Origin of the sequence: Cytobacillus kochii (genome assembly GCF_044790165.1) — a bacterium.
GTDB lineage: Bacteria > Bacillota > Bacilli > Bacillales > Cytobacillaceae > Cytobacillus > Cytobacillus kochii.
Genome location: NZ_CP085254.1, coordinates 4,099,946 through 4,125,365, shown reverse-complemented (window position 1 = coordinate 4,125,365; position 25,420 = coordinate 4,099,946). Strand labels below are relative to the sequence as shown.

The 25,420-nt window shown below is 38.0% G+C and carries 24 protein-coding genes and 1 pseudogene; 16 read left to right on the top strand and 9 right to left on the bottom strand.

The genetic code is table 11. The features are described from left to right. The first annotated feature begins 55 nt into the window (after positions 1-55). From LG276_RS21045 to LG276_RS21035, 3 genes are all read left to right on the top strand, one after another. A complete protein-coding gene (locus LG276_RS21045) occupies positions 56-502 on the top strand; it encodes an Lrp/AsnC family transcriptional regulator (protein WP_251162218.1) in 447 nt (148 codons plus the stop codon). 542 nt (positions 503-1,044) lie between these two features. Continuing rightward, entirely contained in the window at positions 1,045-1,353 is a 309-nt protein-coding gene (locus LG276_RS21040) for a hypothetical protein (protein ID WP_251162217.1), read from the top strand. A gap of 230 nt (positions 1,354-1,583) precedes the next feature. Next, complete coding sequence (locus LG276_RS21035) at positions 1,584-2,108, top strand: DinB family protein (protein WP_224937262.1); 525 nt, start codon at positions 1,584-1,586, stop codon at positions 2,106-2,108. 186 nt (positions 2,109-2,294) lie between these two features. On the opposite strand, the pseudogene LG276_RS21030 reads toward LG276_RS21035, so the two are convergent. Next, positions 2,295-2,759: pseudogene (locus LG276_RS21030) on the bottom strand (transposase); the annotation flags it as partial. Between the two features lie 230 nt (positions 2,760-2,989). On the opposite strand from LG276_RS21030, the gene LG276_RS21025 reads away from it, so the two are divergent. From LG276_RS21025 to LG276_RS20985, 9 genes are all read left to right on the top strand, one after another. Beyond that, the gene (locus tag LG276_RS21025; RefSeq protein ID WP_251162216.1) at positions 2,990-3,157 is read left to right on the top strand and encodes a metal-sensing transcriptional repressor; all 168 of its coding nucleotides are present in this window, start codon (positions 2,990-2,992) and stop codon (positions 3,155-3,157) included. 150 nt (positions 3,158-3,307) lie between these two features. Then, positions 3,308-3,544 (top strand): copper ion binding protein, encoded by a 237-nt coding sequence (locus LG276_RS21020; RefSeq protein WP_373370925.1) that lies wholly within the window; start codon positions 3,308-3,310, stop codon positions 3,542-3,544. A gap of 46 nt (positions 3,545-3,590) precedes the next feature. Further along, the gene (locus LG276_RS21015; RefSeq protein WP_251162484.1) at positions 3,591-6,017 is read left to right on the top strand and encodes a heavy metal translocating P-type ATPase; all 2,427 of its coding nucleotides are present in this window, start codon (positions 3,591-3,593) and stop codon (positions 6,015-6,017) included. 4 nt (positions 6,018-6,021) lie between these two features. Next, on the top strand, positions 6,022-6,846 hold the full coding sequence (locus LG276_RS21010) for a hypothetical protein (protein WP_251162215.1): 825 nt from the start codon (positions 6,022-6,024) through the stop codon (positions 6,844-6,846). Positions 6,847-6,879: 33 nt separating this feature from the next. After that, positions 6,880-7,152: a glutaredoxin domain-containing protein gene (locus tag LG276_RS21005; RefSeq protein ID WP_224937258.1), complete on the top strand. Its 273-nt coding sequence runs from the start codon at positions 6,880-6,882 to the stop codon at positions 7,150-7,152. 122 nt (positions 7,153-7,274) lie between these two features. Then, the gene (locus tag LG276_RS21000; RefSeq protein WP_251162483.1) at positions 7,275-7,892 is read left to right on the top strand and encodes a nitrite reductase; all 618 of its coding nucleotides are present in this window, start codon (positions 7,275-7,277) and stop codon (positions 7,890-7,892) included. Between the two features lie 122 nt (positions 7,893-8,014). Beyond that, positions 8,015-9,442 carry a DHA2 family efflux MFS transporter permease subunit gene (locus LG276_RS20995; RefSeq protein WP_251162214.1) on the top strand — a complete coding sequence of 476 codons (1,428 nt, stop codon included), beginning with the start codon at positions 8,015-8,017 and terminating at the stop codon, positions 9,440-9,442. Positions 9,443-9,643: 201 nt separating this feature from the next. After that, positions 9,644-11,032, top strand: a complete 1,389-nt coding sequence (locus tag LG276_RS20990; protein ID WP_251162213.1) for a PLP-dependent aminotransferase family protein — start codon at positions 9,644-9,646, stop codon at positions 11,030-11,032. A 111-nt stretch (positions 11,033-11,143) separates the two neighbouring features. Beyond that, on the top strand, positions 11,144-12,439 hold the full coding sequence (locus tag LG276_RS20985; protein WP_251162212.1) for an MFS transporter: 1,296 nt from the start codon (positions 11,144-11,146) through the stop codon (positions 12,437-12,439). A 535-nt stretch (positions 12,440-12,974) separates the two neighbouring features. On the opposite strand, the gene LG276_RS20980 is transcribed toward LG276_RS20985, so the two are convergent. From LG276_RS20980 to LG276_RS20965, 4 genes are read right to left on the bottom strand one after another with little or no spacing between them, the layout of a single operon-like run. Next, the gene (locus LG276_RS20980; protein WP_251162211.1) at positions 12,975-13,790 is read right to left on the bottom strand and encodes an ABC transporter ATP-binding protein; all 816 of its coding nucleotides are present in this window, start codon (positions 13,788-13,790) and stop codon (positions 12,975-12,977) included. Further along, complete coding sequence (locus LG276_RS20975; protein ID WP_251162210.1) at positions 13,790-14,821, bottom strand: iron chelate uptake ABC transporter family permease subunit; 1,032 nt, start codon at positions 14,819-14,821, stop codon at positions 13,790-13,792. The genes LG276_RS20980 and LG276_RS20975 overlap by 1 nt, the downstream gene beginning before the upstream one ends. Further along, entirely contained in the window at positions 14,818-15,852 is a 1,035-nt protein-coding gene (locus LG276_RS20970) for an iron ABC transporter permease (RefSeq protein WP_224937252.1), read from the bottom strand. The genes LG276_RS20975 and LG276_RS20970 overlap by 4 nt, the downstream gene beginning before the upstream one ends. Then, entirely contained in the window at positions 15,845-16,909 is a 1,065-nt protein-coding gene (locus LG276_RS20965) for an ABC transporter substrate-binding protein (RefSeq protein ID WP_224937251.1), read from the bottom strand. The genes LG276_RS20970 and LG276_RS20965 overlap by 8 nt, the downstream gene beginning before the upstream one ends. A 300-nt stretch (positions 16,910-17,209) precedes the next feature. Here LG276_RS20965 and LG276_RS20960 point away from each other — a divergent pair, with 300 nt between their 5' ends. Both LG276_RS20960 and LG276_RS20955 read left to right on the top strand, forming a co-directional pair. Continuing rightward, positions 17,210-17,749: a hypothetical protein gene (locus LG276_RS20960; protein WP_251162209.1), complete on the top strand. Its 540-nt coding sequence runs from the start codon at positions 17,210-17,212 to the stop codon at positions 17,747-17,749. A gap of 356 nt (positions 17,750-18,105) precedes the next feature. After that, positions 18,106-18,666, top strand: coding sequence for a hypothetical protein (locus LG276_RS20955; RefSeq protein WP_251162208.1), 561 nt, complete (start codon positions 18,106-18,108; stop codon positions 18,664-18,666). A gap of 161 nt (positions 18,667-18,827) precedes the next feature. Here the strand turns inward: LG276_RS20955 and LG276_RS20950 are convergent, their stop codons facing one another. The 4 genes from LG276_RS20950 to LG276_RS20935 all read right to left on the bottom strand — a co-directional run bounded on the left by LG276_RS20950 (position 18,828) and on the right by LG276_RS20935 (position 24,019). Then, on the bottom strand, positions 18,828-20,018 hold the full coding sequence (locus LG276_RS20950) for an iron-containing alcohol dehydrogenase (RefSeq protein WP_251162207.1): 1,191 nt from the start codon (positions 20,016-20,018) through the stop codon (positions 18,828-18,830). 17 nt (positions 20,019-20,035) lie between these two features. Next, a complete protein-coding gene (locus LG276_RS20945) occupies positions 20,036-21,457 on the bottom strand; it encodes an aldehyde dehydrogenase family protein (RefSeq protein ID WP_251162206.1) in 1,422 nt (473 codons plus the stop codon). Between the two features lies 1 nt (position 21,458). After that, positions 21,459-22,856, bottom strand: a complete 1,398-nt coding sequence (locus tag LG276_RS20940) for a hypothetical protein (protein ID WP_224937245.1) — start codon at positions 22,854-22,856, stop codon at positions 21,459-21,461. A gap of 173 nt (positions 22,857-23,029) precedes the next feature. After that, the gene (locus LG276_RS20935) at positions 23,030-24,019 is read right to left on the bottom strand and encodes a LacI family DNA-binding transcriptional regulator (protein ID WP_404292758.1); all 990 of its coding nucleotides are present in this window, start codon (positions 24,017-24,019) and stop codon (positions 23,030-23,032) included. A gap of 132 nt (positions 24,020-24,151) precedes the next feature. On the opposite strand from LG276_RS20935, the gene LG276_RS20930 reads away from it, so the two are divergent. Together LG276_RS20930 and LG276_RS20925 are read left to right on the top strand one after the other, a co-directional pair. Beyond that, positions 24,152-24,910 carry an SGNH/GDSL hydrolase family protein gene (locus LG276_RS20930; RefSeq protein WP_404292756.1) on the top strand — a complete coding sequence of 253 codons (759 nt, stop codon included), beginning with the start codon at positions 24,152-24,154 and terminating at the stop codon, positions 24,908-24,910. A 27-nt stretch (positions 24,911-24,937) separates the two neighbouring features. Further along, positions 24,938-25,354, top strand: a complete 417-nt coding sequence (locus LG276_RS20925) for a hypothetical protein (protein ID WP_404292754.1) — start codon at positions 24,938-24,940, stop codon at positions 25,352-25,354. Positions 25,355-25,420: the final 66 nt, after the last annotated feature.

Below are 25,420 nucleotides of genomic sequence, written 5' to 3'. Positions count from 1 at the left end.
ATACTTTGATGAAAAACTTTTATATCAAATAATTTCACGGTGAAAGGAATTTATTATGGAAATTGATCAAATTGATTTTCAGATTCTACGGTTACTAACCGAAAATTCACGTATTCAATGGAAGGACTTGGGAGGACAAATTCATATGACTGGACAAGCAGTAGGGAATCGTATTAAAAAACTTGAGGAAAGTGGTGTAATTAAAGCCTACTCCCTAATAATCGATGAAATGAAACTCGGGCTTTTTTATACAGCGTTTGTCATTGTTCATATTAAAACAGCTAATCATGCTGCTTTTATTCGTTTTATTAAAGATCGAAAAGAGGTAGTTGAAGCTCACCGAGTATCTGGAGAAGGCTGTTACCATTTAAAAATAAAAGTTAAATCCCAAAATCAATTGAATCTTCTTCTTAATCAACTTCTCGATCATGGGAACTATAGTTTAAACCTATCAATACAAGAGATTAAACAACGTAATCCGTTGACTGCCATATTACAATAAACATTTGTTTCAAAGAAGTTTTGTGAAGTATTCTGCTTAAACAAAAGGGGGCTTATCTGTAATAGTTAAGTGACTAGAAGGCTCTTAATACTGTTGAACGATCTTCCATTAAAGGGCGCTTATCTTGAAAATAAAGGTAAGTGCTTTTTGATGTTAAGGGCCAGATTGTTGCATAGTATATATTAAAATTAATGGTAATTGGGGGGCGATATATTTTGACAAATGAACGAAGAAATATGGGATTATTTCTTTCATAAGTTTGATTGTGAGCATTATTTCCATGGCTGTTTTTTTTTGGTCGGAGGTACATTGGTTAACGATAATGTCACAATGATAACTGGCTTAATATTTTTAGTTATTACTTTGATTTTATATTTGTTTAGCAAAAGGAATCTATTCGGAAAGATTTTATTATACGTTTCTGCAACATTATATTAATTGTTTTGGTGATTTTTTTCGTAGGTAGGATTTTTATTTTGGAGCACACCGGAATAAAAAGGGGCAACTGGCACGAGTGTGACATAAGATTAAAGGTGGTAGGTATGGATATACTTTTGTTTCTTATTTCTTATATTCTGTTAGATATCATAGGGTCTGCTCTTTATGTTGCTGTACTTTTGTTTTTTTTTTCGCGACCCCTTGGAAGGGTTTTTAATAAAGATGAGAATAAATGGAACTCATTTTTCCAATTTGGAAAAGGTATAGGATTTTATTTTATAATGATTTTTCCATATTTAGTAATGCTTGTTGTGATGTTTTTGGTAAGCAAAGGTTGGTTTGAGTTTATTAACTTTGAATATAGTGTTTTGGGTTCTTTAAGTGTGGTTACATACACTTATTATGATTTCTGAATTCCCTAAGCTCAGAGGTATTGTAAATAACAAGTTACAGTAAAACGATTAAATTGTGTGTAAGAACTGAGATATTGTTTTAAACAATCGGGCGCAATTCTTGAAAAGAATTGTGCCTTCTTTCAGCTAAAGGGGGAGTTTGTGAAGTACGGAAAGAATTTTCTTTATTTAAAAGAAGGAAACATCCATTTTTAATAGAATGTAAGTATTTTAATTAGAGGAGGTTGATCTTGTTGGAGAGAAGAGCTTTACTGGTATCCTCATTACCAGAATATGAAGAAGAGATTGGCCGATGGATATGGTGTTTAGCGGATGTTCGACGTACTCTTATTACTGAATTAACTGGAATCAGCCAAAGCTTAATTGACAGAAAAATAGTCGGAAGGCAATCAATTGGGACTCTTTTGTATCACATTGCATTGATCGAGGCAGATTGGTTATATGTAGAAGTACTTGGAACCGATTGGGATCCTGAAATTAGCTCATTATTTCCTTTAGAACATCGAACTGAAGGCAATTTAACTCACTTTGAGGGAGAAAGTATAGAGGACCATTTTTACCGGCTCAATAAGGTACGTGAAGTATTTCTTTCTCACTTTCGTTCAATGGACCTAACCGATTGGCGTAAACCGAGAGCACTTGAACATTATGACGTCACACCTGAGTGGGTTGTTTACCATTTGATTGAACATGAATCACATCATAGAGGTCAAATTTTTCAAATGCTTCGGGAATTACAATATGGTAAGTGTTAAAGAAAGGGAACTTATAATCCCTCTTGACTAACTGACTGGCTTTAGATAATTATAAAATCAATAAATGTGTTTAAGAAACATTTGCTAATTATTCACACTAATAGATAAATCAAGTCGAGTAGTTATTTCATTAAAGGGCGCTTATACCAAATGAAGTGACCCCAAAAAGTTAGACATTATATTAAGTTAAGCAGCTATGGAAGATTGAATTCGGTATTGCCCCGAGCTCAATCCTTTTAATTTTTCCCTTTCATACGTTTGTGATTGTAGTATTCGATATAGAGTTCAAGCTCACGCTTGAATTGAGCCATACTCTCAAATTCTTACATAAAAATAATTCCGATTTTAATAGACCAAAGACGTTCTCAATTACTGCGTTATCTAAACAATTGCCTTTACGAGACATACTTTGAGTAATACCATTTTGTTTTAATGCATAAGAGTATTCTTTCATTTGATAATGCCAATATTAATCTGAATGTAAGATAGGCGCATCTACTTCGGATAAGCATTAAAAGCTCTGACTAACATATCTGAAACAAGTCCATATGAGGACAGCTTTGAATATTATAGGCTACGATTTTTTCACCATTAAATAAATCTAGTATGGGGGAAAAGGTATAATTTCTCACCAAATAAATGAAAAGCGGTTTGTAAGCCAGTAATTATTTGCTGGCATTTTATTTAAAAGTTGACATACCCTACGAGGGTATAGTAATATTGGTTTTATCAAGCCGGTATATCGGCAGTTAATTCTATATCTAAAGGAGGTATAAGAATGGACGAATTGATCCTGATTTCTAATGAAACATGTTGCAGCAATCAAGAAAAAGAAAGTGGAAACTATTCAAGTGATTTACAAGATAAACTTCATTAAGAGGATGAACAGAATTGAGGGTCATATTAAAGGAATAAAAAATATGATGACGAGAAAAACTTATTGTGATGATATATTACATCAAATATCAGCAGCCCAAACAGCATTAGATTTTGTTTCCCACGTTTTGTTAGAGAGTTATATTAACACTTGTGTGATTGTGAACGGTTAAGACAAGTTGATTCAGATATTTTGAAAGAGTTTTAACGACCTTTTCAAAAATCACCAAATTTAATCAAAAATTTACCATTTATTATACCTAACATAGGTATGGTAATGTGAATATATTAAAACTAGTAAAGTCATTTAAGGAGGAATTATTATGCAACAAGTTACACTTAATGTACAAGGAATGTCTTGTGGACATTGCGTTAATTCAATTGAGGGAAATGTAGGAGAACTGAAGGGTGTGGAAACTGTAAAAGTGCATCTGCAAGATGGAAAAGTAGACGTAGCCTTTGACCCGGAAAAGGTAGACTTGAAAGATATTACCGAAGTGAAGGCTATGATGTTGCCTAAGAAGAGCGGTCGTGCTTCTGTAGCACGATTTTCTTTTTAAAAAATATATACCCTTATGGGGTACTTGTTTAGGAGGGAAAACAATGATGAGAGCAAACAAAGAAGTAAGTTTGCAAATTCAAGGCATGACTTGTGCAGCATGTGCCAACAAAATTGAAAAAGGTCTAAACAAGATAGACGGTGTGGTAGATGCCAATGTCAATTTTGCGATAGAAAAAACAAAGGTTGTTTACGATCCTGAGAAAACAAATGTACAAGATTTTGAAGACAAAATCGAGAAATTAGGTTATCGCGTGGCACATAATAAGCAAACATTTGATATATCTGGGATGACTTGTGCAGCATGTGCGAATAAAATTGAAAAACGATTAGCTAAAATGGATGGAGTTTCTAATGCTACGGTTAACTTTGCCCTGGAGAATGTCATGGTTGAATATAATCAAGACCAAGTGACAACTGGAGATATGATTGAAGCAGTAAAAAAGCTGGGGTATACGCTTAAGGCTCAAACATCCAAAGAAGAAACGGCCAACAGTAAGGATGAAGAAGTACGAAATCAGACTGGGAAATTCATTTTCTCCGCTATTCTGACGTTTCCTTTGTTATGGACTATGGTCACGCATTTTAAGTTTACTTCTTTTATCTATTCACCAGTTATGTTAATGAATCCATGGGTACAATTGGCATTAGCTACTCCAGTTCAATTTATTGTTGGCGCACAATTCTATCGAGGTGCGTATAAAGCATTACGAAATAAAAGTGCAAATATGGACGTTCTCGTTGCACTCGGTACATCTGTCGCATACTTCTATAGCATTTTTCTCGGTATTGAATGGCAAATGAATGGTCAAGAGGGGATGCCAGTACTCTATTTCGAAGCAGCGTCAGTTATTATTACATTAGTTATCCTTGGGAAGCTTTTTGAAGTGCGTGCCAAAGGACGCACAGGTCAGGCTATTCAGAAATTGCTTGGCATGCAAGCTAAAACAGCACGAGTGATACGTGATGCTGTCGAACAAGAAATAGCAATTGAAGAAGTAATTGTTGGAGATACCATTATTGTTCGTCCAGGTGAAAAAATTCCAGTTGATGGGCAAATTATAAAAGGTGAATCTGCTGTAGATGAATCTATGATTACAGGAGAAAGTATTCCTGTCGATAAAAAAATAGGCGACATTGCCATTGGCTCAACGATTAATAAAAATGGAATGTTAACCATTGAGGCTACCAAAGTTGGAAAAGATACTGCGCTATCCCAAATTGTAAAAGTGGTAGAGGAAGCACAAGGAAGTAAAGCAGATATTCAGCGAGTGGCTGACCATGTATCAGGTATCTTTGTTCCTATTGTTGTAGGGATTGCAATCGTGACTTTTCTTGTTTGGTACTTCATCGTCGAACCTGGTGAATTACGATCAGCACTTGTTCCTGCCATTACAGTTCTTGTCATTGCTTGTCCATGTGCGCTTGGTTTAGCGACACCAACATCTGTTATGGCTGGTTCTGGACGGGCTGCAGAACTAGGTGTTTTATTTAAAGGTGGAGAATATTTAGAGAACACACGCTTATTAAATACAATTGTTTTAGATAAAACTGGAACAGTAACCAAAGGTGAGCCAGATTTAACAGACGTTCTTCCTCAACAAGGATTCACGGAGGAAGAAGTACTATCCTTAGTGGCATCTGCTGAAAATAGTTCTGAACACCCTCTTGCTGAAGCGATTGTTAAAGGTGCAAAAGCAATGGGTACTATGGTTAAAGAACCAGATTCATTTGAGGCGATACCTGGCTTTGGTATTCGTGCTGTAATAGAAGGTAAAACAGTTTTTGTTGGTACAAGAAAATTGATGCAACAACAAGCTATCGATATCACTTCTATAGAAGAAGTGATGTCAAAACTAGAATTAGATGGTAAAACAGCAATGTTAATCGGTGTTGATCAACAATTAGCAGGAGTGATTGCCGTAGCTGATACTGTGAAAGAAACATCAAAAGCAGCTATTGAAAGAATGCACGCGCTTGGCTTAGAAGTCATTATGCTTACAGGTGATAATGAACGGACAGCACAAGCAATTGGTAAACAGGTCGGTATTGACCGTGTTATTGCAGAAGTGATTCCTGAACAAAAAGCAGATGAAATTAAGAAATTACAAAAAATGAATAAAAAAGTAGCCATGGTAGGTGATGGCGTGAATGATGCGCCTGCTCTAGCTGTTGCGGATATTGGAATGGCGATTGGTACAGGAACAGATGTAGCCATTGAGGCAGCTGATATTACACTTATGCGAGGAGATTTGCACAGTGTGGCAGATAGTGTAGAACTGAGCGACAAAACGATGCGAAATATTAAGCAAAACCTGTTCTTTGCGTTTATCTATAATTCTGCCTCTATCCCAATTGCTGCTATTGGTTTACTGGCTCCATGGGTTGCCGGAGCTGCAATGGCGTTTAGCTCCGTATCTGTTGTACTAAATGCCTTGAGGTTACAACGTTTAAAGCTAAAGGGAGGGCAGTAAAGCTATGTCAATCAAAAAGTGGGTTTCTCTAGGTAGTGTATATTTAATATTGGTTATCCTAGCATATAGCTTAATTACTGGAAATAACCCTTTTCAAAGCGGAGAATTAGACCATAATCATGAAACTTCAGAAGTTCAAAAGGAGGAAGAAACAATGGAACATAGGCAGCATAATCATCATCATGACCATCAGGTTGAATCAGAGCTTAATACAAATGTTACGTACAATGATGGAAGAGTTTTTATTAAATTGGAAGCTGATAATGGAAACCCACCTAAACTTGCTAAAGAGCATGAAAAAGAAATGCATTTTATCATTGTTTCTAATGACTTAGAGGCGTATTATCATTTACATCCAGATAAGGAACAACAAGGTTCATATGTAGTAAATCAAGAGTTGAGTGAAGGCACTTACCAAGCATTCGTTGATATTACTCCAGAAAATAAGGCGTACCAGGTCGTCCCAAACCCAGTGCAGATTGGAACAAACGAAACAGATAAAGCAAGCCTAGAGAGTGAGGATAAATGGACAAAAGAAATTGATGGGAAGACCGTCACCTTAGAGGATGTTAATGCTGCGGTTGAAGAAGAAGTTCCTTTGGTATTTGATACGCATGGGGAAAAGCCAGATCCACATCTAGGTGCCTTAGGGCATGTGGTGATTGTTGACGAGGAGGTTGAACAATATATTCATGTTCATCCAGCTTCAGACGATACAACCACGTTCAATGCGCATTTTTCTAAACCTGGTAAGTACAAAATTTGGGCGGAATTTAAGTTTGGTGATAATGTAAACGTCTATCCGTTTATTTTAGAAGTAAAGGAATAAAACAAAGTTAAAATAAAGGAGTGGGGTTTTGAGATGAAAAGCTATCAACTTGAAGTTTACACTAGACCTACTTGCTCTGATTGCCAAGATTTGAAAAAATTCTTGCAAAGTCATCATATTCCTCACAAGGAATACGATTTAGCAAAACAACCATCAAAAGAAAAAGATCTAATTAAGATAACCGGAAGCAGAATTGTTCCAGCACTTGTGTTTTCTCATCCGTCCCTCTTAGGATGGATGAGAAAACCAAAAAGCATGATAGGGTTCGAAAGGAATAAAGAAGAGATAAAGAAGTTATTAATATAGCATAGATAACATTATGTACCTGCTTTTTGTGCATAGATATATTTTCACTAATTTTATACCCTACCATGGTAAAGTATTTGTAATTAATGAAAAAATAATTGGATTTAAAAGGGAGAAATGATATGGAGAGCGATGTTAAAAAAATTAAAATAGCCGTAAATGGAGGAATAGGGTTTGGTGCAAAGCTAAACTCAAAACAACTTACGATGATCTCAAAATATATGAATGAAGATGAGGAACTGGAGTTGACAACCTTCCAACAACTCTATGTAGATATCCCAGAAGATAAAAAAGAAGAAATCATAAAAAATTTTGAAAATGTCGGGTTAGCATGTTACCCAGTTGGAAACTTTGTGAAAAGTTTGAGAACCTGCAATTTTTGCAAAGGAGAAGAAGAGGAAGGAATGTCGGTAGCAAAGGAATTAAATAAACGCTTTGCGGGAAAACCTGTACCGTTTACCCTGAAGTTTGCTTATACAGGTTGCCCTATAGGGTGCGGTGAACCAATGTTAAGCGACATAGGCGTTATGAAGTTTAAGGATCATTACAATTTATATGTTGGTGGAAAAGCAAAAGGAAGAGATGCGGAAGTTGGTTATCTACTGAAAGAGAATCTAACTCCAGAAGAATTGTACGATACTGTAGAAAAGATTATTGCTACCTATTCGCAAATGGGTAAAAAACGGGAGACATTCTGTAAATTCTGGAAGAGGGTAGGTAAGGACCAATTGATAAGTTAATATAAATGCTTTTTTCGTTGTGGATTAATAAAAAGGTAAAGGGAATTAATTTACTTTTTCAATGATGGACTATCATTTAATATCGAAACTAATTAAACTGTAATTCTGGAGGTAATATCATTATGCCTACACATGCACAGGCAATTTCGCAACCTGATTCAAAGCGTTGGAAAGCACTAGCTTTGTTGTGCTTTGCAAATTTCCTTGTGATGATGGATTCTGCGATTATTCAGATTGCCCTGCCATCTATCAAAAAAACGCTTGGTTATAGTCAAGAAAGCTTACAATGGGTAATGAGTGCTTTTCTTATTATATTTGGAGGATTTCTACTATTGGGTGGAAGGTTAGCGGATTTATTCGGAAATCGACGCATATTTAATTTAGGCGTTATTATTCTAGTTGTATCATCCTTGTTTGCAGGTATAGCTTGGAGTGAAATGAGTCTAAACGTGTGGCGTGGAGTTCAAGGATTGGGCTCTGCTTTCATTGCACCAGCTGCACTGTCCCTGATTATGCTCCTGTTTTCTTCTAATGGTAAAGAAATGGGTAAAGCACTTGCTTTCTGGGGACTGTCTGGGGCAGCAGGTGGAGCTTTGGGTATCGTTTTAGGTGGCGTTATTACAGAAGTTCTTGGTTGGCGCTGGACATTATTGATCTATGTTCCACTTGGTATTATCGTGCTTACCTTGTCTCCGAAGCTTTTACAAGAGGCAGGGCGTAAAGCAACTGGTCGTGTCGATTATATCGGTGCCATTTTAGTTACTGTTTCTTCTATGTTAATTGTTTATGGAATTGTAACAGCAGAGCAAAGTGGCTGGCAGTCATCCAATACAATATTCTCCTTGGCTGTCGGTGCTATCTTGTTTCTTATTTTCCTTTTGGTACAGTCCAAGAAAAGAGAACCACTTTTACCACTCAATATATTTAAGACGCCTTATTTAGCTATAGGAAATATTTCCGTTTTCTTAATAGCAGCATCATGGTTCCCGATGATATATATACTTGTTTTATACTTGCAACAGGTTTTACAGCTTTCTCCATTTGTTGGAGCAATGGCAATGCTGCCTATGCCTGTATTTATGGCGCTTTTCATGATATTTATAGCCGAAAAAGTGATGGACAAATTCGGAATGAAAAAGACCATGATTACTGGATTTATCTTACTTGGGGCCGGATCTGTTTTATTTTCACAAACAGCTACAGTAGACGGGAACTATTGGACCAATGTGTTGCTCGCTTCGTTAATAGCATCTCTAGGTAATGCACTTGCTTATTTACCTGCGACTACGGCATCTGTATCAGAGGTCGAATCAGAAAGGTCAGGTATTGCATCTGGTTTATACAATACCTTTTACCAAATTGGATCAGCGGTTGGTCTAGCTTTAATAGTAGCTATTGCAGGCGCAACAACTGCTTCTAGTACAGCCGGGTCACAGGTAGTTGCCTTGAATGATGGGTTTCAACAGGCATTTTTCTGGGGCGGTATAATAGCATTTCTGGGTGCTTTACTGGCATTACTGTTTACACACTCACCAAAGCAAGGAAAATAGAATAGTCCAAAGTGATATAAATTTAAAAAGGGTTTAAACAACTATGCGAATCACAAAATAATCATGAATATTAAAAAAAGAATGGTGGCCTTACTTATAGATAATTACTCAGGTATTCATTGATAGGGATAAAGAAAAAAAGAATTTTATTTTTTATAGAAATGGTACAATCATATAAAATTGTAAAAAGGGATGCATATTATGCCAATTAATTCTTTTGAAAACTACCCGATGAGCTGGAAGCCTTCGGTTGATAAAACTGAAAAACCTATATATAAAGCACTTGCAAGGCAATTGGAGAAGGACATACTTAACGGAGTTTTGTTACCAGGAACAAAACTTCCTCCACAAAGAGAATTGGCTGATTATCTAGATTTAAATCTGAGTACCATTTCAAAAGCTTTTAAAGTTTGTGAGTTGAAGGGCTTGTTAAGCGCTTCAGTTGGAAGTGGGACGTTTGTATCATATGACGCGTTATCGAATGCCTATTTACTTGAAGATACAAAGCCGCAGCATTTAATTGAAATGGGAGCAACACTTCCAGATAATGCCTCCTACGAGCCATTGTTAATCCAACTGAAAAGTATGCTGCAAGAGACTGATTACGAAAAATGGTTTGGATATGGTCGGACAGGCGAAAGTCTATGGCAAAAGGATGCAGCTATAAAGTTACTCCGAAGAGGTGGATTTGAAACAACTGTTGAACACATTTTATTTGCAAATGGAGCTCAAAATGCAATTGCTGCTACACTAGCAAGTCTTTGTAAGCCTGGTGAACGCATTGGGGTTGACCAGCATACGTACCCCGGCCTAAAAACAGTTGCAGCGATGCTTAATGTACAAATAGTGCCGATAAAGTCAGAGAACTATGAAATGAGTCCAACGTCTTTTGATTATGCATGTAAAAATGAAAATATTAAAGGCATATACTTGATGCCAGATTATCATAATCCCACAGCTTCCTTAATGTCGGTTGAGAATCGGAAAAATATTGCTAGCATTGCCAAAAAGTATAATCAGTTCATTATTGAGGATGGATCTTACCATCTTCTTAATAAAAACCCACTACCAGCAGTTGCATCATTCGCCCCGGAACAGGTTGTCTATATTGCAGGTTTATCTAAAGCATTAGCACCAGGATTACGACTAGCCTATGTAGCAGTGCCGAGTCAATATAAGGAGCCCATTTCAAAGGCACTTTATAATTTAAACATAACTGTTTCCCCGTTATTAGCGGAATTGACAGCACGTACGATTGTATCCAACCAATTTGAACTCTTAATTGAGGGGCATCGAAAACAGACCATTCAAAGAAACCAAATAGTAGATCGATATTTGAGTGACTATAAGTGCCTAGGTGTTGAAACGGGTATCTTTCGTTGGTTGCTATTACCAGGCGAGATTACTGGTGCAGAATTTGAAACGTTAGCTGAGCAAGAGGGAGTACAAGTATATGCAGCTGAACGTTTTGTAGTTGGAAATAGTTGTCCAGAAAGGGCAGTAAGAATCTCTGTTTGCGCACCTAATACCACACAAGAGCTTGAACAAGGATTGATTATCCTTAAACGTTTATTAAAGGCTCATACCTAATATTGTTTGCCATACAATTATGATATTGTATGGTTTTTTTGTGCGTGTTATGATATTTCAAATCATGTTGGAAGATTAATAGAATGAGTTTTTGGAAAGGTAGGTAGGAACATGGTACAAAAAGATCGTGTAGAATTGTTAGAAGTACAAACAACTACGCTGAAAAGCTACATTCTTTCTCCAGAAAAACAAAAAGCGTTATATAAGCGTACATTATTCGTGGTAAGTGTTTCACAAATTTTTGGTGGTGCAGGGTTAGCAGCAGGAGTTACGGTGGGTGCACTTCTTGCACAGCAAATGCTTGGTACAGAAGCCTTTGCCGGACTTCCATCAGCTTTATTTACTTTAGGGTCAGCAGGAGCAGCCTTACTCGTTGGGAGACTTTCGCAAGCTTCTGGACGTCGTATAGGTCTGGGAACAGGTTTTATGATAGGTGGACTGGGAGCAATAGGGGTCATCATTGCAGCAATTATAAATAGCGTTTTGCTGTTATTTCTTTCATTACTTGTTTATGGCTCAGGAACTGCAACAAATTTACAAGCTCGTTATGCAGGTACAGATTTAGCAAATAGTAAACAGAGAGCGACTGCTATTAGTCTTACTATGGTATTTACAACATTTGGTGCAGTTGCTGGTCCGAACTTAGTAAATGTAATGGGCAATATTGCTCTTTCTATTGGCGTTCCAGCACTTGCTGGTCCATTCATTTTGGCGGCAGCAGCATATATCTTAGCAGGTATTGTTCTTTTCATTATGCTTCGCCCAGATCCGTTACTAATAGCAAGAACAATAGAAGCATCGAACAAAGAAAAGAATGAGAAAAAACCTTCAGTCAATACTGAGCAATTAGAGAACAAAAGAGGCATAATTGTAGGTGCGACAATTATGGTTCTGACTCAAATTGTAATGGTAGCTATTATGACTATGACACCAGTTCATATGCGGCATCATGGACATAGCGTGGGTGAAGTAGGTATGGTTATTGGTTTTCATATAGGTGCCATGTATCTCCCCTCACTGGTTACTGGTATCCTTGTTGACAAATTGGGCCGTACTGTTATGGCGATTGCTTCTGGAACTACGTTACTTCTGGCGGGTTTAACAGCAGCATTTGCTCCAGCAGATTCCATGGTTTTCCTCGTAATTGCACTTTCTTTACTTGGATTAGGATGGAATTTTGGTTTGATAAGTGGGACTGCACTTATTGTTGATTCAACTACAACTTCTACAAGGGCTAAAACACAAGGTACGTTGGATGTTTTCGTTGCGTTATCAGGAGCTGCTGGTGGAGCCTTGTCTGGAGTGATTATGGCAGGTTCAAGTTATCTAACTTTATCATTTATTGGAGGGATTCTCTCCTTATTATTAATTCCGATTATCATATGGTCTCGTAGAGGTGGTAATTAGAAAGAAAGGTTATATTACTAACACTATATTTTGGGCATATCTTTATGTAGATTCCTTTAATATCAAAATCAAAATGAAAGATACGACCTAATTCATATTTCACAATCGGGGGATACATCTTAGTCATATCTAATATGTATCTCCCTTTATTTTTTTATGACTTTTTACGATTTAAGTCTTGATAAGAAAATTTCTAGCGGGTCTTTAATGTTAATATCTTAATTCGATGGGTATGACGTTTCTACCTAGCTCGTCTACATTTCTAACAATTCCAGTGCTTTTCAAATGGTTCACCTCTATTCGTTTTTCTAGATAAATAGAAAACTGCCTTATCAAAGGCAGCTTCCAGAAGAAACTATGCAGAAATTATACAAGGGAATTTACTATATTTTACATAAATGATATAAAAGAACAGCTCTAAGGCTAAACCTTGGGCCTTGCCCAAACCCACCGGGGAAACCTTCCCCCAGACCCCATTTAATCGAACTCCCTATCCCCTCAACTCGCTCATTTTACAGAAGCGAGTTTCTTGTTCTTATAACGATTCATTTACTTGTACATGGTATCTGCCCCTAGGTACAACCATAGGTGAGAGGGACACAGGGTCATTGATGACAGTGCAATCTAGACCAAAAACTTTTTTCACAAGATCAGTTGTGATGACTTGAGAAGGTTCACCTTCTGCGATGAGCTGCCCTTTTTCTAATGCAAAAATGTAATCTGCGTAACGTGCAGATAAGTTAATGTCATGCAAAACCATGACGATAGTTGTCCCGTATTTACGATTGAGATCGGTTAATAAATCTAAAATTTCTACTTGATAGGCAATGTCCAAGAACGTAGTCGGCTCGTCTAAAAATAAAATATCTGTTTGTTGTGTCAGTGCCATGGCGATCCATACTCGTTGTCTCTGACCACCAGATAGTTCGTCAATATTACGATTGGCAAGTTCTGCGATATTCATAATTTCCATTGCTTCAGCTACCGCTTCATAATCCTTTTTAGACCAACCACTGAACATTTTCTGGTGAGGATAACGCCCTCTACCAACGAGGTCAGTTACTGTAATTCCCTCTGGAACAATAGGGGACTGTGGTAAAATACCGAGTACCCGAGCGAGTTGCTTTGGTGGAATTTGATCAATTGATTTCCCATCAAGAATAACCTGACCGGACTGTGGTTTGATGAGTCTCGCCATCGTTTTTAACAAAGTTGATTTTCCACAAGCATTTGCCCCGATAATAACATTTATTTTATTGCTTGGAATCTCCACATCCAACCCATGAAGAATCGTTTTCTGATCATAACCGGCTACGACTTCCTTCGTTTCAAATTGGTGAATTGTTTTCATTATAAACTACCCTTTCGATTCATACGGATAAGTAAGTAAATTAGATATGGTGCCCCGAGTAAACCAGTAATAATACCAACAGGATATCTAGTTGTAAAAGCAAACTGACCAATCAAGTCAGCTGCTAAAACAAGATTCACACCAACGAGACCTGCAGGAATGACATTAGAATACCCGACACCAACTAGTCTTTTGGCAATCGGTCCAGCTAAAAAGGCAACGAAAGCAATTGGTCCGGTCGTTGCGGTGGCAATGGCTAGCATGGCGACCGAAGTTAGTACAAGGAGTATTCTTGTTTGATTCGTATTGAGTCCGAGCGATGTCGCGGATTCTTCACCTAATTCAAGAATGCCGAGCTGTCTACCCAAAATGGCAACAATAGGCGCGCATAGGATGACAGTAATCATTAATGGAATCGTTGAATCTAGCTGAGCACCATTCAAGCTGCCGTTTAACCATCGTAAGGCAGTAGGTATATCTTCTTGCGCACCTCGCATTAATAGAAAAGAAATGGCCGCACTCAACATAGCTTGAATACCAATACCGACTAGTATTAATCGTCCGATGGAAAAAGATTTTCCTTTAGATAAAATAAAAATAAGAAAAACCGTTAATAATCCGGCAATGACAGATGCAATAGATACGACCGTGTTACTTGTATGGAAAATAAGAATACAAATTAAAGCTGCCACACTTGAACCAGCAGTAATACCCAGAATATCGGGGTTAGCAAGCGGGTTCCTTAGCATCGTTTGAAATGTATTCCCAGCTATGCCGAAAGCAATACCAGCAAAAAAACCAGCTAACATTCTCGGGAAGCGGATTGTATTGACGGCAAAGGAAGCACCGCCAGCAGCATTCCCTGTTAGTGCACTCCAAATCTCTTGTGGCGGATAATAGGAGTTACCAAACATAAGCATGGCACAGCATAATGCTAAGGCTGTAGCAAAGAGTATGCTATTAATCAGTAACCAGCGCTGTCTTCTTTTTATTCGTCCTTGTTTAATAACGGTTAATAATGGATGTCTCATAGTGAACGCACCTTCATTCTAATCGCTAAAAATATTAATAAAGGCGCTCCAATAAAGGCTGTAACAACTCCAGCTTCTAACTCCCCTGGGCTACCGATGATACGACCAGCGATATCTGCGATTGTTAAAATGACTGCACCTGATATTGCCGACATGGGAATGGTGAATCTAAGATCAGCACCTAGAATGAGTCTCATCAGGTGCATCGCTAATAAACCGACAAAGCCAATTGGACCGGCTAGCGCAGTTGCGGCACCACATAAAATAACCCCTGCAAATGCAGCGATTAAACGAATCATACCGGTTCTGACACCTTGTCCGGTAGCCACTTCGTCACCGAGTGCTAATGCATTCAAAGCAGAAGCAGTCATGATCGCAAGCAAAATACCTACAACTAAAAAAGGTAAAAAAGTGAGGATTAAGTTCCAGTTAGCAGATCCTACACTACCTACTTGCCAAAATCTAAATTGATCCATGACATATGTACGAGATAGCATAATGGCACTAACGAGGGAAGAGAGAGCGGCACTTGTTGCTGCCCCAGCTAAGACGAGCTTAAGTGGGGTCGCACCTGAACTCCCCATTGAACCAATTCCATATACAAAAATCGCTGTTAGCATAGCTCCAACAATCGCAAACCAAATATATTCAGCTGCACTGCTAATTTGAAAAAAAGCTATCCCACAGACGACAAAAAGCGCTGCCCCTGTATTTACGCCAAGAATACTAGGGTCAGCAATTGGATTTCTTGTTACAGATTGCATGAGTGCACCGGAAACACCAAGAGCAGCACCGCATAATAAACTAAAAATCGTACGAGGGATGCGTTCTTGCACAACACTTGAACTAAATGATTCTATTTCTGGGTGAAATAGACCGGTAAGTAACTCATTCCATGATACAAACCTTGCGCCAAATGCCAAAGAGGCAACAACACATAAGCATAGTAGAATGATAGATGCGACGAGCACAATTATCAAATGCTTTGGTAGATGCCTTTTTGGGACTTGCTTTTCAATTAAATTATTCATCAACTTTCTCAACCGCATCTGCGATTAATTCTAAGTATTCATCGATTGTATATTCGATAGAAAGCGGGTTAGGGTTCCCGGAAGCTGCAAGTGGTGTGTTGTTACCAATAAAGACAACCGATCCTCTTTCTATAGCTTTAATTTTGCCAAGACGAGCGTCTGCTTTTACTGCATCATATGTGCTTTCATCATTATAACCGATGATAATATCAGCATCATTAAGTACATCAGCATTTTCAGCACTCAAAGATAAAGAGAATGCATTTTCATCTTCGATTAGATTGGTAATACTCTCAGGTGTTTCTAATCCCATTTCCATAAGGAAAGACACACGTGGATCAGCAGGTGTATAGAGGTGGAACTGAGACAAATCGTTTGCTGAGAAGTTAGCCCAAACTACTTTTTTTCCCTTTAATTCAGGATACTCTGCAACTTTTTCCGCAACTAAATCCTCTGTATCTTTAATGAGTTGTTCTCCTTCTTTCTCCATACCCATCCCTTTGGCATTAAGAAGCACTTGTTCACGCCATGTTGTTGTCCAAGGAGTAGTTGGATATGCGACAACTGGTGCAATTTGTGTTAATAAATCGTAATCTTCTTGTGTAATTCCAGAGTAACCAGCAAGTATAACATCTGGATTGGAGTCTGCAATCGCTTCAAAATCAAGACCATCTGTATCTTGATAAATATTAGGATCTTTAATATCAAGTTCTTCAAGTTTCTTCGTAGTCCATGGAAGTAAGCCACTACCATCTTCTACACCATAGTTTGCTGCAGAAAAACCGACAGGCTCAACGCCTAGGGCTAGTACAACATCATGGTTCGCCCACTGAATTGTTGCCACTCTTTCAGGTTTTTCTTCAATCACTGTTTCCCCAAAAGCATGTTCAATTGTAATTGGATATTCTGTTTCGGATGGTTGATCTGTAGTTGTTTCCACCTCTTTATCTTTTTCATCTTCAGAAGCAGTTGATTCATTATTTGAGCAACCAATTAAGGCAAACATGGCGGTAGATACCAGTAATAGTAGTAATAAGAACGACTTCTTTGCTTTCATTTTTTTCCCCTTCTCTTCTATTAAACTGTGACAATCGTATGTAGTAATTTAATAACGATAATCATTCTCATTCAGTGTATAATTACCTAGAGTAGAAGTCAATCATTTTCGGAAATTTATAATAACTTTATAGGTGAATGATCAAGCTATTTTTGATAGGATCCTGTCATGTGGAAAATTACAAAAGAAGAAATCATTGTTTAAAGGAACTCTATGAATGGGGGATGGGGGGAGCATAGAAACGAGAATCACCTGACATAATCATGGAAGAGTATAAACTTTCATGAGGTAACTGCCAAGATGTATAGTCAAAAAGAAAATGCACATACAAGTGATGAGAAATATGTTGGCAAAAAGAAAATGCACACACAACAGATGAAAACCCGGCTAAGATGTGTTGGCAAAAGGAAAATACGCACACAAGAGATGAAAAACCCGCCAAGGTGTGTTGGCGAAAGGAAAATGCGCACACAAGAGATGAAAAACCCGGCTAAGATGTGTTGGCAAAAAGAAAATGCGCACACAAGTGATGAGAAAACAGTCAAGATGTGTTGGCAAAAGGAAAATGCGCACACAAGAAATGAAAAACCGTCTAAGATGTGTTGGCAAAAAGAAAATGCGCACACAAGAAATGAAAAACCGTCTAAGATGTGTTGGCAAAAGGAAAATGCGCACACAAGAGATGAGAAAACAGTCAAGATGTGTTGGCAAAAGGAAAATGCGCACACAAGAAATGAAAAACCGTCTAAGATGTGTTGGCAAAAAGAAAATGCGCACACAAGAGATGAAAAACCGGCTAAGATGTGTTGGCAAAAAAGAAAATGCGCACACAAGAGATGAAAAACCAGCTAAGATGTGTTGGCAAAAAGAAAATGCGCATACAAGAGATGTAAAACCTTCTAAGATGTGTTGGCAACCCCCATAAAACCCCACATCATTTATTTCATTTTGCACTTACTGAAATAATCAAATACGTACATCTCTAGCATGACACTGACAGTTGGTATGTAATTAGAGAGCACCGCAAAGGAGCAGCCACTGCCTTTACCTTTTATCTAGGAGAATAACTAATAGCCACCATAATGCCGTGGTCGCCTCCCATGACCGTGTGAAAACATCACTCTAGATGACTACCAATATCATTATGAGTGAATGTATAATAATACCAAATAAATATAAGGAGGTTATTCAAATTTATGAAGTTCACTCAAGCAGTTTTTCCTCTTCTAGTTATCGTAACGATATTGTACTTGATGGTTAATCTTCTACTGTTCATTTTGTTTTCGGTTGCTGATGCTCATATGAATCTTCATACGATGCTATATGTCATTTTACCAAGTGTATTGTATTTTTTATGCGTGTGGTTAGCGATAAAACGCTTACGTCCAAATAGGAGGGAGAAGCCCAAACAACTTTGGTTGTTTTCTTTAGCATGGGTATGGCCAATCGCTTTGATTAGCCTACTAGTATTTAATGGCGTTCATGCCAAATTTAATGAAATGGATTGGAGAAATAATCCACACGAACGAGTGGGAATGATAGACGATTTATTAAATACGTATGATTTAAAAAATAGACATTATAACGAAGTAATTGAAAAACTAGGAACACCAACAGAAAACACGTATTTTAAGAGTGACAATAACATCGTTTATTATTTGGGTAATGAAAGGAGTATCATTAGTATTGATAGTGAATGGCTAATCATTACATTTAAAGAGAATCGAGTAGCTCATTATGAATTGAAAACAGATTAATAAGAAAAGCGCAAGGCGCCTGCCTATCGGCGACAAGCATAAGACGAGCCGGCGGAAAGGTTGTTCTTTAACCTTTTTGACGGATTGGCTTATGACCTCGAGCCGATGGCGCCTGGAGCTAGACATGAAAACTCATTGAAAAATTTTATACTTTTTTATCATCATGCTTTTACTAGCGTTTGATCAACTACTTTACCCTCAAAGGCGGCTTCATAAATTGTATATATATCCTCTTTACACAATTCCATTGGACTTCGAGCAAGTAAACGAGTTTGTTTTGTCGCATCTTCTGTTAAAGAATCAAGTGCATCATGGCCAATGTTAAACCCTTTTAAAGAAGACGGGATGCCAACATCTTCGACTAAGCGTTTTAATTCTTCTACACAGCGGTGGGAAGCTTCTTCTTGTGAAAGATGTGTAGAGCTAAAGCCCATTGTATCGAGAATATCCTTCATCCTTTTTTCACATGCTGAACGAATATAGCCCATCACATATGGCAGAAGAACAGCGTTTGAATCACCATGGGCAATATGGAATTGACCGCCTAGTGGATAAGCAAGTGCATGAACCCCAGCTACACCTGCGTTAAAGAAGGCAATACCAGCTAAATAACTCCCATAGCTCAAGTCAATGCGTGCTTGTTTATTGTCGCCATGATGAACAGCTGTGCGGATGGATTGACTGATTAGGCGAATGGCCTGTAGTGCTAAAGCGTCCGTGACTGGGCTCGCATTTTTAGACACATATGCTTCAATCGCATGTGTAAGGGCATCGATACCAGTAGCAGCTGTTACCTTTGCAGGAAGAGACATTGTGAGTGCTGGGTCAACAATAGCTACATCTGCTAGTAAATAATCATGCGTGACGACATCTTTTGTTGTTTCCAATGAAAGGACGGAGATATTTGTTACTTCTGATCCTGTTCCAGATGTAGTTGGAATTAAGATACTCGGTAATCCTTTTTTTGTAATCGATTTTGTGCCGGTTAGATTTAAATAATCAGCTACATCACCTTCATGAACAGCGATAACGCCAGCTAATTTTGTTAAGTCAAGTGCACTTCCGCCACCGATGCCGATGACCATATCAAAAGCGTGTTCGCGCGTATAGGAGACCAGTTTTTCCCCAACAGCAAGTGGTGGTTCAGGAACAACATCAGTGTAAACATCAGTGATATATCCTGCCTCATTAAGTGGGTGTGTCACTTTATCCGTTAAGCCAATTTCTTTTAAAAAAGGGTCAGTAATCACAAGGATTTTTTTGACGTTAAACTTTTCTACTTCTTCAACGAGGTGGGAAAGGGCATCCCAGCCCGTGTAGCTTATAGGGGTAAAGGTGATTTTTTCAGACATGATGGTCACTCCTCTAATTAATTTTGGTTCCAAACAATTAATTTTGTTTCTGTCATTTCGTGAATCGCGTATTTTAAACCTTCTTTGCCCGTACCGCTTTCTTTCACTCCGCCATATGGCATTTGGTCTACACGATAGGTTGGAATATCATTAATCATCACGCCGCCCACTTCAAGTGCTTTAGAAGCATGGAAGGCAGTTTGAATATCATTAGTGAAAATCCCAGCCTGCAAACCATAGTCAGAATCATTGATTGCAATAATACCATCTTCAATTGAAGAGATACGGTTAACAATAACAATAGGGGCAAACACTTCTTGGCAAGAAACCTTTGCAGTCGCATCGACATTCGTTAAGATGGTTGGTAAAAATACGCCATTTTCAATTTTTCCGCCTGTAATAATCTCTGCTCCTAAGGAGACTGCTTCATCAACCCAACTCAATGCGCGCTCCTGTTCAGCTGGATGAATCATCGCTGATAGGTCAGTTGTTGCATGCATGGGATCACCGATTGTTAATGCCTGAGTAGCTTCGGCAAACTTTTCAATGAACGCAGGGAAAATTTCTTCTAGTACGTACGTACGTTGCAGAGAAATACAGACTTGCCCTTGGTTAGAAAAGGCACCTGTTAAACATTTAGCTACGATTTCTTCTAAGTCTACGTTTCTATCAATAATCAGTCCTGCATTAGAGCCGAGTTCTAGTGCAACTTTCTTTAGTCCTGCTTTATTGCGAATACCAATACCAACGGCTGGGCTACCAGTGAAAGTAATCATTTTCACAAGCGGATTCTCGACAAGGGCATCTCCGACAATACGACCACTGCCAGTAACTACGTTAAATGCACCCTTGGGTAAAGAAGTTTGGTCAAGGAGTTCAGCAAGAAATAGAGCAGATAATGGTGTTTGCGATGCTGGTTTTAATACAATCGGGTTTCCAGAGGCAATCGCTGGTCCCACTTTATGTGCTACTAAATTTTGTGGAAAATTAAATGGTGTAATGGCACCAATTACGCCAATCGGTTCCTCGATTGTATAGCCGAATCGGTTAGCTCCGTTTTTGGCTGCGTCCATCGGAATCATTTCTCCTGTTAAGCGTTTTGCTTCCTCAGCTGCGAATTTATATGTCTCAATCGTACGGTCAATTTCACCTAGTGAGAATTTCAATGGTTTCGCTGATTCTAAAGAAATGATTTCAGCAGCTTTTTGTCGATTTTCCTTAAATAATAGAACAAGCTCTTCTAATATTTCTGCACGCTCGTAGGCAGTCAAACGAGCCATCTCTTTTCTTTTTTGATGCGCCATCTCAATGGTTTCTTCCACTTCCTCCTTTGAAGCTTGTGGAATTTGCGCAATCACTTTATTTGTATAGGGAGAGAGGAGGTCAGCATAGTTTGCTGAGTCTCTCCATTCACCATTGATATATAATTGTTTCTTCATATTAACTCACCTGCTTTTCTTGATTTTTGAGATCTTCACTATCTTTATTAAACGTTTTGTCTATTTCTCCTTTAAAGAAATCTTTTCCGTATAATAATAGACAAAGAATAATACCTACCGCAAACGCCCAAGCAGCGCCTTTAATACATAGAACAGCTGCGACAATCCCAGCTACACCAAGATCTTTTTGACTTCGTGCTTCTAAAATACCAACTTTCACACTTACATATCCTTGAATAAGAAGAGTTAATGCCATCGCAACCCCTAGTATAGGCTCAACGAAACTTACGATTGGCAGTAGCCATAATCCAGTGTTTGTTCCCCAACGGAAAGAGCCTACGCCACCATATAATGAATCCATTGCTTTTCTGCCTTTTTTAAAGCGTTCAACCATAACAACTTGCATCGCACTCCAAGCTGGTCCGGCCATTGTGACATCAGGTCCAATGATACTCATTGCCCCGTTTCGAATACCAAATATCCAGTGAGAACGGTTTGGATTATATTCAACCTTTTCATCTGGACGTTTAGATTGTCCATCCTCTACTAATGCTTTTACTTGTAATACATCACCAAACAACACAATATATGCAGCCAAAACTGTAGGAATCGCGGTAATAAACATCATTAAAGGCGGTAAACCAATACCAAATACTGTGTATTCATTCCATAGAGTAATAAAGTCTGGGGAAGAAAAGCCCCATTCTATTGCAGGTAATTTAGCTTCACTAAAGATTGGAGCGATAAAAACAGCTAATAATATTACTGGGAATATCCCTAATTTAGCGACCGTTTTCCAAAAGACATTCTTATTTTGGAAGTGAATAAAATGTTTTGAAAATAAAAGATAAAACCCAATTCCAATAGCAATCGAGATGGTCCAAGGGAACAATTCAAAACGGCCACCAACTTGGAAAACAGAGATGACAGCTGCTAAACCAGCTCCTAGGATAACACCAGCTTTTAATGCGGGCGGAATAAAGCGAACAACCTTTGATGCCAATCCAGTAGCCCCGAGTAATAATGATAGAATACCGAGTGTTAATTGGAAGGCGATCAGTGAGTGAACACGTTCAGGTCCTTCAGGGAATTGCTGACAGTACAGCATGATTAAAGGAATGGCTGGTGTTATCCAACCAGGTACAGCCGGATCACCTAGTAAATGATGTAATAAGTAAAAAAGTCCATTTAAAACAACAATAGCGAGTGCTACTTCAAAAGGCATACCGAGTAATTCCATTAAAAGCGGGATGGCTGATAAATCAACAGCACACATTAATAGTCCTTGCACATAATCGGGCCATTCAAAACGGTAATGGATAAAAGGTAAGCGAACCTTAAAAGGTCCTGCTGGGATATACGGTGATTCTTCGCCGTATTTTCTGTTTTTCCATTTCATGACGGTTTCTCTCCTCCTTAATTGTAAACCCTTACAAGTTAGAATATTAAATTATGAATACGTAACCATTTTTTTGTAAAGCGATTCCACATGAGTCGTTCAAGCTCATATGGAAGAGGGTAAGGGATTATGCTTTCAAAATGGTTACGTATTCATTTTTGCAAAAATAAAAACTATTGATATGCCTTTGTTGTTTTCCTATTAAATACTTTAACAGATTCAGTGATTTTCACGCAACTGTTTTTTTTATTTTCAATCATTTCAATCAGTTCATTGATGGCTAGAAAACCTAAATTTTGCTCAGAGATACTTCCGACGGTTGTTAACTCGATACTACCGTGTTTACTTAAGTCAACATTATCGATACCCACTACGCTAATATCGGCGGGGACACGATAACCGGCTTTTGTTGCTTCATCGATGGTTTGTAGAGCGATTGCATCTGTGGCAGCACAAATAGCTGTTGGTGGAGTTGGTAATTGCATCAGTTTTTCAAATGCTTCTTTTACCGCTTGTTTTGATGTATTCGTTTGAATCACGTATTGCGATGCAAGGTCTTGATTGTTCATCCCTTCCACGAAGCCATCGTATCTATTTTTAAATGTACTAACGGTAGAGGGACCTCCAATCCAAGCAATTTGTTTATGACCTAACTCTAGCATATGACGAGCTGAAAGTATGCCAGCCTGAAAATTATCGATTTCAACGAAATGTTTATTATTAATATGTTTTCGATTATATGTAATAAATGGTATATCCATTTTCTCAAACTTCTCGAAAATAGGATCATCAAGTAAGATACAGGACATCACGACCCCATCTACCTTATTTTCAACTACTGAAGTATATGCCTCATTTAATTTCTCATCATTCACAAATTGAACATGCACACGATAACCTTTGCTATTAGCGTAATTAACAATTGCTGCTGTTGTATCGACAAAAAAAGGATTATGAAGGGGTCCAGAAAGTAACGCAATCGTGTTTGTTTTATTTTGTACAAGAGAACGCGCATGGGCATTCGGAATGTAATGAAGTTCTTCAATCGCAGCCATCACTTTATCTACTGTTGGTTTTTTGACTAGGTTTGGAGTATTAAGTACACGTGATACGGTCGTTTGAGAAACGCCAGCATGTTTGGCAACATCCTTAGAAGAGACCATCTAGTTTCCTCCTTTCATAAAAAACTGTGCTTCCTTATTTTATCAGATTCCCATGGGTGAGAGAAGTCAAAATGACCTAGATTAAGTGCCAGTGAAAAGGGTAAGCAGAGAGTATGAAAGGAAGCGAATAAAATGAAAAAAACGATGATCTTAGTGTTTACAAGTATTTTATTGTTTTCTGGCTCTGCTGTGTCGGCTAAAACAATCCATTCAGTTAGCGAGCAGACAACAATTTATGATTATATTGTCTCTGAAAGCTACAGTAAGAACGGTGCAAAAGTAGCCGTTATTGGCAGTAGTGTTGCTCGTGGAAAAGGAGCATCTCATCCGATGTTTTCTTGGTTTCGTTTATTAGAAAAGGAAGTGCGAGAACGCCATTTGCCACATAAAAAAAAGCTGTCATTTCATAACTTTGCTAAAAGCGGTTACACCTTAAATATGCTACTTAAGGATGGAACGGTTGATCACTTGGTAAAATCAGAGCCTGATTTGGTAATGATTGAAACAGGTGTCGTTAATAGTTATCAATATCATCAAAGCATAAAAGAAACGGAGCAAGCGATTGAAAAAACCGTTGATAAAATTAAAAAGGCCACTCCTGATACGAAAATTCTTTTTCTTTCTCCCAATCCGACAACTGTTCTTTATAACGGAAAAATTGATAATAAGCGCAATCATTCTTATCAAGACTATTTAAAAGCAACAGATCAGTATATTAAAGAAAACGAGTGGCCATATATAGATATTTATCGACCGATGGCAAAAAGAATGGCGGACAGTTCCATTGATTTACAAGACACATTGGCAGATGGGGTGCATCCGAATAATATTGGTTACTATATTTGGTTTCAAGTAATGAATGAGTACTTCAATCAGCCAATCCCGTGGTAAAATGAAAGAAAACCTCGGAGCTGATGAATGTTGAAACAACAATTAACTTTAATGGAAGCATATATGATTGAGCTGTTACGTAATCAAGGTGTAACGGATGAAGAAATTATAAGAAAATCTTTGTCAAAGGAAGTGACAGAGTGGAGGAAGTATAACGAGCAGTTCGATTTTGAACAATTAGCTCATCTGGCCCAAAAAGATGAGGCAAACTTTGTTTCAATGATTAACAATGGTTACCGCATCAAATTCCTTACTTTTCCTGGATTGCAACGCATGTTAAGTATGAAGTTCGGATTAGAGAAAGACCAAGATTACAAGCTCGTAGAAAACGGAGTAACTAATGTAAAAGTAAGTGAGAGTCAATTAAAAGAGATAGAAAAAGTTTTATCGCTCAACTGGAAAATAAAGAGAGAAGAAACTTCGGTTTCTATCCAAAATGGCTAAAGAAAGATAGCATTCGTTTCTTCATTAGGCGAATGCTTTTATCATTTTTCTTTACTAGAAGACCAT